The 12272-nt window shown below is 71.4% G+C and carries 11 protein-coding genes; 3 read left to right on the top strand and 8 right to left on the bottom strand.

Annotated features, from left to right (window positions below; genetic code table 11):
• Positions 1–15 precede the first annotated feature (15 nt).
• Positions 16–1833, bottom strand: coding sequence for a DUF4012 domain-containing protein (locus J3P30_RS15590; protein ID WP_210480582.1), 1818 nt, complete (start codon positions 1831–1833; stop codon positions 16–18).
• 93 nt (positions 1834–1926) lie between these two features.
• Between J3P30_RS15590 and J3P30_RS08300 the strand changes: the two genes are divergently transcribed.
• A complete protein-coding gene (locus J3P30_RS08300) occupies positions 1927–3204 on the top strand; it encodes an exopolysaccharide production protein (protein ID WP_210480581.1) in 1278 nt (425 codons plus the stop codon).
• Positions 3205–3225: 21 nt separating this feature from the next.
• Here the strand turns inward: J3P30_RS08300 and lhgO are convergent, their stop codons facing one another.
• Genes lhgO through J3P30_RS15585 form a run of 3 tightly spaced genes read right to left on the bottom strand, consistent with a single transcriptional unit; the run spans position 3226 to position 6209 of the window.
• Complete coding sequence (gene lhgO / locus J3P30_RS08295; RefSeq protein ID WP_210480580.1) at positions 3226–4410, bottom strand: L-2-hydroxyglutarate oxidase; 1185 nt, start codon at positions 4408–4410, stop codon at positions 3226–3228.
• A 48-nt stretch (positions 4411–4458) separates the two neighbouring features.
• Positions 4459–5460, bottom strand: coding sequence for a lysylphosphatidylglycerol synthase domain-containing protein (locus J3P30_RS08290; protein ID WP_307807443.1), 1002 nt, complete (start codon positions 5458–5460; stop codon positions 4459–4461).
• Positions 5457–6209, bottom strand: coding sequence for an acyl-ACP--UDP-N- acetylglucosamine O-acyltransferase (locus J3P30_RS15585; RefSeq protein ID WP_210480578.1), 753 nt, complete (start codon positions 6207–6209; stop codon positions 5457–5459). Before J3P30_RS15585 ends, J3P30_RS08290 begins: the two co-directional genes overlap by 4 nt.
• Positions 6210–6340: 131 nt before the next feature.
• Here J3P30_RS15585 and J3P30_RS08280 point away from each other — a divergent pair, with 131 nt between their 5' ends.
• Together J3P30_RS08280 and J3P30_RS08275 are read left to right on the top strand one after the other, a co-directional pair.
• Entirely contained in the window at positions 6341–7432 is a 1092-nt protein-coding gene (locus J3P30_RS08280) for a DegT/DnrJ/EryC1/StrS aminotransferase family protein (protein ID WP_210480577.1), read from the top strand.
• Positions 7429–8409, top strand: a complete 981-nt coding sequence (locus J3P30_RS08275) for a Gfo/Idh/MocA family protein (RefSeq protein ID WP_210480576.1) — start codon at positions 7429–7431, stop codon at positions 8407–8409. Before J3P30_RS08280 ends, J3P30_RS08275 begins: the two co-directional genes overlap by 4 nt.
• A 193-nt stretch (positions 8410–8602) precedes the next feature.
• Here the strand turns inward: J3P30_RS08275 and J3P30_RS15405 are convergent, their stop codons facing one another.
• From J3P30_RS15405 to J3P30_RS08255, 4 genes are read right to left on the bottom strand one after another with little or no spacing between them, the layout of a single operon-like run.
• Entirely contained in the window at positions 8603–9028 is a 426-nt protein-coding gene (locus tag J3P30_RS15405) for a DapH/DapD/GlmU-related protein (RefSeq protein ID WP_210480575.1), read from the bottom strand.
• Between the two features lie 5 nt (positions 9029–9033).
• Positions 9034–9963 carry an NAD-dependent epimerase/dehydratase family protein gene (locus J3P30_RS08265; RefSeq protein ID WP_210480574.1) on the bottom strand — a complete coding sequence of 310 codons (930 nt, stop codon included), beginning with the start codon at positions 9961–9963 and terminating at the stop codon, positions 9034–9036.
• Positions 9964–9992: 29 nt separating this feature from the next.
• Positions 9993–11132, bottom strand: coding sequence for a DegT/DnrJ/EryC1/StrS aminotransferase family protein (locus J3P30_RS08260; protein ID WP_210480573.1), 1140 nt, complete (start codon positions 11130–11132; stop codon positions 9993–9995).
• A 44-nt stretch (positions 11133–11176) separates the two neighbouring features.
• Entirely contained in the window at positions 11177–12106 is a 930-nt protein-coding gene (locus J3P30_RS08255) for a glycosyltransferase family 2 protein (protein WP_246852738.1), read from the bottom strand.
• Positions 12107–12272 lie beyond the last annotated feature (166 nt).

Here is a 12272-nt window from a genome sequence, read left to right as displayed (position 1 = left end):
CGCGTTGTGGTGACGCTAGCCGCAGGCGTTGTCCGCCACGGTCACCTCGGTGGGGTGGACCATCGGGGTCGTCCGCACCGCGAGGGGCCCGTACTCGCCCTCGCCGCCCTGGAACCGCACCGCCACGCTGCTCGTCTGCCCCGGGGCGATGGTGGTGAGGAGCCGGACGACCGGGCGGCCCAGGTCCTGCCCGACGGCGACGATCTCCTGCTCGATCCCCGTGTCGCCCCAGGTGGCGTCGAGGAAGGTCGTGCCGGGAGGGCCCAGCACGTACACGGCGGTCGCGAACTTCTCGGCGCCCCACCACGTGCTGACCACGTAGTCGGGCAGCTCCTCGGCCTGCTCCTGCGTCAGGAGGGACGTGACCCGGGCGGTCGCGGTGAACACCGGGGCCGACGGCGCCGAGCACCGGTCGGCGGAGGCGGCCACGCTCGTGCCCATCCAGTAGTCGATCTTCGATGACGACTGGTCCATGAAGTAGACGCCCATCGTGGTCGTCTCGTCGTTCGTGGGAGGGAGGACGCCGCTCAGCGGGGTGGTGAGGATCACGTCCTGCTCCTCGGGACGGTCGCTCCACACCATCAGCCGGCCGGACTCCGCCGACGTCGTGAGGGCGGGCAGCAGCGCCTCCGGGTCGAAGCCGCCGCCGGTCAGAGCCGAGAAGATGGACCGCGCCGCCTCCGCGAAGAAGACGTCCTGCATCCGGGGGTCCTCGTACCGCTCGTAGACCTCGGAGAGCAGCAGCTGCACGGCGTTGCCCGAGTTCAGCTCGTCGCCCGTGGGGAGGACCACCGGGCCCGTCGCCTCGAGGAGCGCGGCGAGCGCGACCGGGTCGAACGACACGACTCCGTCGACGTGCAGGCCGAACTCGCGCTCCCAGAAGGTCTGCGCGAGCGTCGCCGCGGTCGGGAAGTCGGGCCGGACCGTGATGTCCATGACGTAGTTCGTGAAGGGGTAGTAGAGCCCCTCGAGTCCCGGCGCGATGTCGTCGGGCGTCCCGTGCGCCCGGGAGAAGTCACGGCTTGAGGCCTGCTGGGCGATGCTGATCGCCCCGCTGTCCACGTTCACCAGCACGAGCGCGGCGGGGTTGCCGCCGAGGGGACGTGCCTCCGCGTTGTTCTGGAACATGAGGATGTAGTTGCGGGGGCCCTCGGCGCCGAGCATCGGCGGGAGCAGCTGCGTGACCGTCCGCGCGGTCCCCGTGAGCACCGACGCCTCGGCGAGAAGGTCCGCCAGGCGGGCGTGCGCCTCGGTCACGAAGCCGAGCGTGCCCGACGTGTCGATGTCGGCCACCCTGCTCTCGGCGGCCCTGACCGCGGTGTCGGCGCTCGCGACCGAGTCGGTGGCAGCGAGGAGCGGCTGGAGGTCGATGCGCCCGTCCACGGGCTTGAGGCTCGATACGTCGAGCGTCGACGCCACCCGGGCGAGAGGGTCGAGGGCCTCGACCGAGACCAGGTCCACGGCCGCGGCGAGCTCGCGGACCGCGGTGAGGTTCGTCCCCAGCACGGGAGTGATCTCTGCGGCGACCCACACCGGGTCGCTCGTCAGGGACTTGGCCTCCCCCGTCTCGCGCCGGATGTCCCCCACGAGCTGGAGCGCGCCGGCGGGATCCGCGACGGCCTGCGCCTGCAGCTGGCCCACCAGAGCCTGCGCCCGCTCGAGCGCCTCCTTGGCCAGGAGGGCGCGCACGCCGATCCAGGCGACGGCGGCGAGGAGGAGCAGGACCACGCCGAGGAGCACCAGGGTCACGACCAGCCGCGTCCGGCGCGCGCGCCGGCGAGCGTCGGAGCGTCCGCCGGGAGGCGCGGGCGTTCGAGGGAGGGTCGCCGTCACCCCGGTAATTTAGCCGATCGCATCTTCCGGACCGCCGGGACAGGCCGCCGCTCCGCGGCCTCCGCGTCCCGAGCCTCTAGCGTTGATCCCACCATGGCCTCAGCCCCCGGTCGCCGCACCCTCCCCGCGCACGTCCGCGACCTCATCGGCTCCGCCCCGTTCGGCGCGGCGCTCGCGACGGCGACCGTGGCCGCGGTGCTGCTCCCGCATCTGACGCGGACCCTGATCGGCTGGCCCGGCTACATCGCGGTCCTCTGGGCCCTCGCCGTCCTCTCGGTCGGCGCGCTCCTCACCCGGCATCGCGTCCTCGACTGGCACGGCATCCTGCCGGTCTCGATCCTGCTGTTCGTCGGATGGTGCTCCCTCAGCGTGTTCTGGAGCGAGTACCAGTGGGCGACCGTCAGCGGGGTCGTCTACCAGCTGGGGATCGCGTTCCTCGCGGTGTTCGTCGCGATCACCCGTGACCTCATCCAGGTGGTCCGGGCGTTCGGGGACGTCCTCCGGGTCCTGCTCATCCTGTCGATCGGGCTGGAGATCCTGTCCGGGCTGCTCCTCGACGTGCCGTTCCGGTTCCTCGGGATCGAGGGCAACCTCGCCCTGGGCGGACCGATCCAGGGCGTCGCCGGCTCCCGCAATCAGCTCGGCCTGATCGCCCTCCTCGCGATCCTCACGTTCGCGGTGGAGTGGGCGACCCGCTCGGTCCCCCGGCCCGTCGCCGTCGGCTCGCTCGTGCTCGCCGCGCTGACGCTGCTGCTCACGCGCTCGCCCGTGTCCCTCGGCATCGCGGTCGCGGCGGGCCTCATCGCCCTCGCCCTCCTCGGGATCCGGCGGGCGCCCGCGGACCGCCGGCCCGCTCTCCAGGCCCTCACGCTGAGCCTCGCCGCCGGGGCGATCGTGCTCGGCTACCTCTTCCGCGCACGCCTCGTCGCCGTCGGGGAGATCGCCGGGGAGGTCAGCGTTCGCCAGGGGCTCTGGCAGACGGTGCAGATCCTGTCCGGGATCCACCCGCTCGAGGGCTTCGGCTGGGTCGGCGTGTGGCGTTCCGAGCTCGCCCCGTTCTTCGCCATCACGACGCCGAACGGACGGATCCCCACCTCGGCGCTCAACGCGTTCCTCGACGTCTGGTTCCAGGTCGGTCTCGTGGGGCTCGCCCTGTTCTCCGTGCTGCTCGGTCTCGCCCTCGTCCGTGCCTGGTTCGTCGCGTCCAGCCGCCGCAGCGTCATCCACGTGTGGCCGGCCCTCGTCCTGGTCGTGCTCGCCCTGCTGTCGGTCGCGGAGAGCACGGTCCTGATCGAGTACGGCTGGTTCCTCCTGGTCGTGTGCGCGGTGAAGGCCGCTCAGGAGCTCAGCTGGCGTCGCGGTCTGCGCTGACCGGCCGCAGCGCGGACGGGCTCAGGCGAGCGTGTCGTCGAGCTTGCGCACGACCGAGTCCGCGATGACGAGGGCGCTCGTCGCCGCGGGCGACGGGGCGTTCAGCACGTGCACCTGCCGCTTCGCGGTCTGGAAGGCGAAGTCGTCGACGAGCGAGCCGTCCCGGTTGATGGCCTGAGCCCGCACGCCGGCCGGAGCCCGGTGCAGGTCGCCGGCCGAGATGCCGGGCACCAGCCGCGACAGGTCCGCGGCGAACAGCCGTGCGCTGAGCGAACGCCGCACCTCCATGGCCGCCGGCGAGAGGTTCGCGAGCCCGAGCTTCCAGAGGCCCGGCCAGGTGCCCGCGGAGAGCAGATCCTTCGGGCTGATGTCCCGCCAGCGGTAGCCCTCGCGGGAGAACGCGAACACCGCGTTGGGGCCGGCGTGGACGCCGCCGCCGATCATCTTCGTCAGGTGCACGCCCAGGAACGGGAACCGCGGATCCGGCACCGGGTAGATCAGTCCCTTGACGAGGTCCTCCCGCTCCTTCGCGAGCTCGAAGTACTCGCCCCGGAACGGCACGATCCGCACCCGAGGGCGGAGGCCCGACGCGGCCGCCACCCGGTCGCTGTGCAGCCCTGCGCAGTTGACCAGCGCGTCCGCCGCGATCTCGTCGGTCGCGGTCCGGACGACGATGCCGCCGTTCCGCTCCCGGGCGGACACGAACTCGGCGCCGAGCCGGACGCTGCCGCCCGCCGCCCTGGTGAGCTCAGCCAGGGTTCTCGAGACGCCGACGTAGTCGACGATGCCCGTCTCCTCCACCCGGAGGGCCGCCACGCAGCGCACGTGCGGCTCGTACTCGGCGGCCTCCTCGGGCGACAGGAGGCGGGTCGTGACTCCGTTCGCCCTGCCCCGCTCCTCGAGGACCTCGAGCTGCGGGATCTGGGCCGCATCCGTCGCGACGATGAGCTTGCCCGTGCGCTCGACGGCGATGCCGTGCTCCTCGGCGAACGCGTACATGCTGCGGGCCCCGGCGACGCACATCTCGGCCTTGGCGCTGCCCGGCTTGTAGTAGATCCCGGAGTGGATGACGCCGGAGTTGCGGCCGGTCTGGTGCCGGGCGGGCGCGGTCTCCTTCTCGAGCACCGTCACCTCGTCGCCGCGCTCCGCGAGCGCGCGCGCCACGGCCAGTCCGACGATCCCCGCGCCGACGACGACAACCTTCATCTGTGCCTCCCCAGCACGAGAAACGGAAAAGAGCAGGACCGCGAGCGGTCAGGGTGCGGTCGACTCGCCCTCGTACCGGCCGAGCTTGCGGCGGGCGATCACCGCCACGAGGGCGGCCGCTCCGGCGGAGACGAGGTCCGCGACGGTGAACAGCGCCCGCGAGAGCGTGGCGTAGGCGACCGCGGGGCCGACGCCCGCGATGACGCTCACGCCGGTCACGATGATGAGCTCCCGCACCCCGATGCCCGAGGGCAGGAAGAACACGAAGATGCCCGAGATCAGCGCGATCGCCATGGTGCCGATGCAGAGCGCGAGCGCGTTGAGCGGCGGCATGTCCTCCGGGACGATCAGCAGCCACAGGTGCAGGCCGTAGAGCAGGTACGAGCCGACGGCCCAGGCCAGGGCGGTCGCCACGGTCACCAGCCGCACCGGGTGATCTGGCCGCGGGCGGCGCAGGATGCGGAACGCGAGCAGCACGATCCTCGTCAGGATCTTCGGGTACAGCAGCACGAGCGCGACCGGCAGCAGGAGGTACGCCCACGCGAGCGGCTGGAGCGCCGGGTTCTCGGTGATGAGCTCGTTGAGCGCGAGGGCTCCCGCGAGCAGGGCGGCGACCATCGCGACGCAGATCGAGAAGAAGGTCGCCGCGAACACCCGGGCCCGCGACAGGCCGGCCTTGTTGCCGAGCTCGATCTGCAGGAGATACGCCCAGACCGAGCCGGGGATGTACTTGCCGAGCTGCCCGACGAGGAAGATCTGCGCGCCACGGCCCACGCCGATCGGCGCACCGAAGTCGTCGACGAGGACCTGCCAGCTCATGGTGGCGGCGCAGATGCCGCCCAGCACGGCGAGGGCCGACAGGATGGCCCGGTCCACGGGGATCGCGGTGAGGGTCCGGGTCACCGCGGACCAGTTCATCCACAGCGCGTAGATCGCCGCGATCACCACGATGACGACCGCCGCGTACCGCGCGATGTCGATCAGGACGGCCTTGCGCGTCCGCGCCGGACGCACGCCGACCTCCGCCGACTCCTCCGATGCCGCGGTCACTGCGCCACCTCGGCCGCCCCGACCCGGACCGCCCGGAGGTCGGGCAGCTCGCTCCACCATCGCCGTGCCGCCAGCACCAGATCCACGTCGACCCCCTCCAGCGCGTCGAGCGACAGGTCGCCCGCCGAGTACTCCGCAGCGAGCTCCCCGGCCACGCCCTCGTCGACGCCCAGGCGCTTCAGCGCGACCGCGTTCACCCCCCGCAGGCGCGGCGGCGTCCCGTACACGAGCGCGAACGGCGGGACGTCGCGGGACACCGGAGTCCCCATCCCCACCATCGCGCCGTGGCCGACGGACCGGCGCTGGTGCACCGCGACGTTCATGCCGAGGTTGGCGCCGTCCCCCACGAAGCTGTGGCCGCCGAGGCGGACGCCGGCCGAGATCACGGCGCCGGCGCCGACCGACACGTCGTGCGCGAGGTAGGACATGTTGAGCAGCCACGCCCCCGCGCCGACGCGGGTGGGCCGCACGGAGCCCTGGTGGATCACGACGAGGTCCCTGATGACCGCACCCGACTCGATGATCACGCCCGCATGGTCGAGGTCGCCGGTCCAGGCGCGGTTCTGCCGCAGGCTCGACACCTCGGGCGGTCCGCCGATCGAGGCGCTCGAGCCGATGAATACGTCGTCGCCGATCCGGCACGGTCCGAGAACGGTCGCGTGGGGACCGATCGAGACCCTCTCGCCGATCTCCACGCCGGGTCCGACGACGGCGGTGGGGTGGATTTCCGGGGAGGCGGTGCTAGTCACAGAAGAGATTCCTCAGGGGTTCGGCCCACCTGCCTGGAGAGCCATCGAAGATCCTAAGCGCGGCGGCGCCGAACTATGATGTTCACTCGTTCCTGACTCCGCTCACGCAACACCCCGGACGGTGCCTACTCGTGATTCCCATTTCCGTCGTCCAGCTCGGCAGCGAGGAAGAGGAGAGGGTACTTCGGGTCATCCGCTCGGGCGTCATCGCCCAGGGGCCGGTCGTGGCCGAGCTGGAGGAGCGGTTCGCCGACCTCGTGGGCGTGCGGCACGCCGTGGCCGTGAACAACGGGACCACCGCCCTCATCGCCTCGCTCGCCGTCCTGGACCTGGAGCCGGGTGACGAGGTCATCACGAGCCCCTTCACGTTCGCCGCGACGCTGAACGCGATCCTCGACGCCGGCGCGACGGCGCGCTTCGCGGACATCTCGGAGGGGGACTTCTGCGTCGACCCCGACTCCGTCCGCTCGCTCGTGGGTCCGCGCACGAAGGTCCTCATGCCCGTGCACCTCTACGGGCAGGCCGCGCCGATGACGGCGCTCGGCCGCATCGCCGAGGAGAACTCGCTGGCGATCGTCGAGGACGCCGCCCAGGCGCACGGCGCGAAGGTCGACGGCCGCATGGCAGGCAGCCACGGGATCGGCTGCTTCTCGCTCTACGCCACCAAGAACCTCACCACGGGTGAGGGCGGCATCATCACGACGGACGACGACGACATCGCCGCGAAGCTGCGCATCCTCCGCAACCAGGGCATGCGGCAGCGGTACGAGTACGTCATGGCGGGCAACAACTACCGCCTCACCGACCTGCAGGCCGCTCTGGCCCTGCCGCAGCTGGACCGCTACGCGGCCCTCGTCGAGAAGCGTGGCGAGAACGCCGCGGCCCTGTCGGCTCTCCTCGCGGACGTCGACGGGATCACCGTGCCGAGCGTGCAGGACGGGCGCACCCACGTGTGGCACCAGTACACCGTGCTGCTGCCCGAGGGCGCGTCCCGGGATGAGGTGGTCTCCCGCATGTCGGAGGCCGGCGTCTCGACGGGCGTCTACTATCCACGACTGGTGCACGACTACGCGCCGTACCAGGACCGGGAGGACGTCATCATCGATCCGACACCTGTCGCGAAGAGCGTCGCGGCGCGCTGCCTCTCGCTGCCCGTGCACCCGCACCTGACGGACGGCGACCTGGAGACGATCGCTGCCGCGCTGCGGAAGGCCGTCGCATGAGCGGTCTGCTGAACATCGCCCTCGTCGGCGCGGGCTCGATGGGGCGCAACCACGCCCGCACCATCTCCGAGTCCTCCGCCACGCGCCTCGCGGTCGTCGTCGACCCGTTCCCCGACGCGGGCCGGGCGGTGGCGGACGCGCACGGCAGCTCGTGGGCTCCGGACCTCGACTCCGTCAGCGGCGTGGACGCCGTCGTCATCGCCGCCTCCACCGAGTACCACTACGACATCGCGCTGCAGGTGGCGCACCTCGGGCTCCCGATGCTCATCGAGAAGCCCGTGACGCCGTCCCTCGAGCAGACCGAGGAGATCGTCGCCCTGACGGCGGCCAAGGGCCTGCCCCTCATGTGCGGCTTCCTCGAGCGCTACAACCCGGCCGTCCTCGCCGCGGCCCGGCTCATCGAGGATCCGCTGTACGTCCGCGCCGACCGGCACTCCCCCTACGCGCCCCGCATCCGGACCGGCGTCGGCTGGGACCTGCTCGTGCACGACGTCGACCTGATCGCCCGCCTCGTCGGCGAGCCGACCGAGTCGGACCGCATCACCGCGTCGCTCGGCTACTTCCACCCGAGCTCCCTCCCGGGGGCTGAGGACGTCGGCGAAATCTCGTTCCAGTACGCGAGCGGGCCGATCGCCTCCGCATCCGCCAGCCGCATCGGGCAGCGGAAGACCCGGTCGATCTCGGTGCAGATGCTCGAGCGCGCGGTCGAGATCGACCTGCTGCGCCGCAGCGTCACCGCCTACCGGCGCAGCTTCGTGGAGGCGACGGAGGCCGGCGGCTTCCGCCAGTCGCTCGAGATGGAGGTCCCGGAGGTCGACGGCGCGGAGCCGCTCGCCGCGCAGCTGGCCCGCTTCGTCCGCATCGTGTCGGGCGTCGAGGACATGGACGCCGAGCGGCGCTCGATCCTGCCTCCGCACCGCATCCTCGCGGCGGCGCTCAGCAGCTCGCAGCCGGCGAACGCCGTCCTGGGCGCCTGACGCCGGCGCTGGCCCGGCTGACCCAGCCCGGCCCGACCCGGACGGCGTTCTTCTGGCGCTCAACAGGCAGAAGCGCGTTCAACAGCACGACACGCCGACGGCCGCCCTGTTTACGGCGATCCTGCCTGTTGAGCGCCGGCGCCCGGCACGACCCGGGCGGCAGTAGGCGTCCGCAAACGGCTCTACAGACGCCCTAGCGGGAGACGAACCGGGGCTCGTCCCCGTCGAGGTCCACCGAGGCGATCGGCGCCGCCGGGACGCCCGCGACCACCGTCCGCGGCGGGACGTCCTTGGTCACGACGGCCCCGGCGCCGATGACCGCCTCGTCGCCGATCGTCACGCCCATCATGACGACCGCGTTCGCGCCGAGGAAGACGCGGTCGCCGATGGTGACGGGCTGCCGGTCCACGGTGGGATACCGGCGGCCCGACACGCATCGGCGGGCGGAGGAGTGCGTGTAGATCTGCACTCCCGAGGAGATGTCGCAGCCCTCCCCGATCGTGAGTCCCCCGGACCCGTCGATCACGGTGAAGGCACCGATCCAGGTGCCCGCGCCGATCTTCGGCTCGCCGACGATCCAGGCGAGCGGGTTGTACGGGTTCTCGGGAAGGGACGACATGCGGATCAGGCCTGGGCGACCAGCTCGGCCATGCCCTGCTCGACCGGGATCTCGTACGTGAAGCCGATGGTCTCCTGCGCGCGGCGGATGTCCGCCGCTCGGCGGCTGACGAGCACGTCGCGCGGGTTGAAGATCGGCTCGATGTCCGCGCCGACGGCCTTGATCAGGATGCGGGCGAGGTCGGCGATGCTCGTGTCGATGCCGGTGCCGACGTTGAGAGCGACGTTGTCCTTCTCCGACTCGAGCGACAGCACGACCGAGCGGGCGATGTCCTTCACGTGGATGAAGTCCATGGACTGCTCGCCGGCGCCGTCGATGACGGGCGGCTGGCCGTTGCGGAGCCGGTTCACGAAGTGGTTGATGACCGACGTGTAGTACGCGGTCGTCTTCTGGCCGGGGCCGTACACGTTGAAGAAGCGCAGGGCGATCCAGGACAGGCCCGACTTGCGCTGGTAGTAGTCGAGGAGGTCCTCGCCCGTGCGCTTGGCGATGCAGTACGGGGTGAGCGGGTGGAGGCGGTCGTCCTCGTGCATCGGCAGCTTCTCGGGGTCGCCGTACACCGACGCGCTCGAGGCGAACACGACGCGGCGGACGCCGTGGTCGGCGGCCGCCGCGAAGACGTTGTGAGCGCCCGCGATGTTGATGTCCACCGACTCGTAGCTGTCCGCGACGCTCTTGTTGATGGAGACGGCGGCGAGGTGGATGACCGAGTCGCAGCCCTTCATGGCGGCGTGGACGGCTCCGCCGTAGCGGATGTCCTGGTCGATCAGCTCGACGTTTCCCGTCTTCACGAGCTCGTTCACGCGCTCGCGGTCACCGCGGAACATGTTGTCGAAGATCCGGACCTTGTAGCCCTTCTCCAGCAGCTGGTCCACGACGTGCAGGCCGATGAAGCCGGCACCCCCGGTGACGAAGACGGTCTCTTTCTGCGGCAAGTTGATGCTCCTTGTGTCGTGTTGCGGGTTCAGCGGCGCACGTCGGCCGACGTCACGACCTCGCGGACGATGCCGGCGATCTGAACCGCGTCATCCTCCGTCAGGTTCGCGTGCATCGGGATCGCGACATGCCGCTCGAAGAGGGACGCCGAGACGGGCAGGGTGCCCTCGAAGCCGTAGACCGGCTGCTTGTGGCTCGCGTAGGTGCCGAAGTTGCAGCCCACGCCGCGGGCGCGGAGGCCGAGCGCGACCTTGCCGCGGTCGAGCGACGGGTCGACCCCGATCACGTAGGACTGCCACGGGTGCGTCCGGTCGGGGAGCGCGGTCGGCAGCTCGATGAGGTCGAGGTCGCCGAGGGCCTCGGCGTAGGTGTTCGCCGCGCGCGTGCGGGCGGCCATGAGCTGGGGCAGGCGCCGGACCTGCACGCGCATGATCGCCGCCTGCACGTCCGAGAGGCGGTAGTTGAAGCCGGCCTCGTCGAAGGAGGGGATGGGCAGGGTGCTGCTGCCCTCGCGGCTGATCGCGGGCGCGATGCCGTACGTGTGCAGCTTGCGGGCGTGCGCCACGAGGTCGGCCCTCGGGGAGGTGAGGGCCCCGCCCTCGCCCGCCGTGATGCCCTTGCGGCCGTGGAAGCTGAACGTCGCGATGTCGGCGAGGCTGCCGGCCTGGCGCCCCTTGTAGGTGGCGCCGGACGAGCACGCCGCGTCCTCGATGAGCCAGAGGCCGTGCCGGTCGGCGATGGCGCGCAGCTCGTCGTAGTCGGCCGGCTGCCCGAACGGGTCGACGGCGACGATGCCGACGGTGCGCGGGGTGATCGCCGCCTCGACCGCCTGCGGGTCGATCGACCAGATGTCGGGACGGACGTCGACGAAGACGGGCTTCGCGCCCGCCCAGAGGATCGAGTGCCCCGTCGCCGGGAACGTGTAGTCGCCCACGATGACCTCGTCGCCCGGCTGAGTGCCGAGGACGAGCTGCGCGAGGTGGAGCGCGGCGCCGCAGTTGCTCGTGGTGAGGACGTTGTCCACGCCGGCGACCGCGGCGAACTCCTTCTCGAAGGCGAGGCACGCGGGACCCGCGCCGGAGAGCCAGCCGGAGGCGAACACCTCGCTGATCGCGTCGAGCTCCTCCTGGCCGACCGTCGGCTGTCCGAGGGCGTATTCCACTGTCATCCTCTACTCCGCATTCTCTTGCGCGCCGCACAGGGGCGCCGACATCACTCGTGGGTCGAGACGGACCGCACGAGGTACAGGGGGCGACGGCGGGCGTCATCCCCGGCGCGCCACACGTACTCCCCCACGAGGCCGAGCCCGAAGAGGATCAGCCCGCCCACCAGCAGGACCACGCCGCTCACGAGGGTCGCGGCGCCCGCCAGGGCGAGACCGCCGACGAGCAGCCCCACTCCCGTGAGGAGCGCGACGAGCCCGGTCGCCCCGAGCACCATCCCGAGGATCGCGAGCCACTGGATGGGCGCCGCCGAGAACTCGACGAACGAGTCGAGGACGAGCTTGACCTTCTTCTTGGTGGTCCACTTGCTCGTGCCGTGCGGGCGCGGCAGCTGGTGGAAGAAGATCCGCTCCTGCCGGAAGCCGGTCCAGGCCGCCATGGCGAGGATGTTCCGGTTCAGCTCCGGCATCGAGTTCAGCGCGTCGATGACGCCGCGGGACACCAGGATCTGCGACGGGCCCTCGCGCGGGTAGGTCGGCACGTCCGAGTTGCTCTGGTAGATCTTCGAGAAGCCGCGCGCCATCCACTCCGAGGGTCCCGGCTTGGCGGTGCGCGTGATCCGGAGGCCCCAGACGATGTCGGCGCCGTCCTCCCAGGTGCGGATGAAGTCGTCGACCGCCTCCATCGGCTCCTGCCGGTCCGCGCTCAGCGTGAGGGCGGCGTCGCCCTTGGCGTGCGCGAAGCCCGCCGTGATGGCGGCGTGCGAGCCGAAGTTGCGCGAGAGCCGCACGATCGTCGCGTGGTCGGCAGGCTGCAGCACCTGCGCGAGGGCCTCGTGCGTGCCGTCCTCGGACCCGTCGTCCACGACCACGAGCTCGAAGTCGTAGGCGGGGTGCCGCTCGCGGATGGCGCGGACGAACTCGACGATCTCCGCGGCGTTCTCGCGCTCGTTGTACGCCGGCACGACCAAGCTCAGCATGGCCCGTGATTGCCGCATCGATTACCTTCGCATCCCACCGCGCATGGGTTGCCGTCCCCAGCCGCCCCGAAACCCAGGAAACGATATCAGTTCGTCCGCGGGAGGCCCGTGCGCGCGCTCCGCGGTCGCGGAGCCGAGTCCGGTTAGCCTACTGAGGGGGCCGCGT

Origin of the sequence: Naasia sp. SYSU D00948, assembly GCF_017916515.1 — a bacterium.
In the GTDB taxonomy this organism is placed as follows: Bacteria; Actinomycetota; Actinomycetes; order Actinomycetales; family Microbacteriaceae; genus Naasia.
This window is presented reverse-complemented; position numbering and strand designations above follow the sequence as displayed.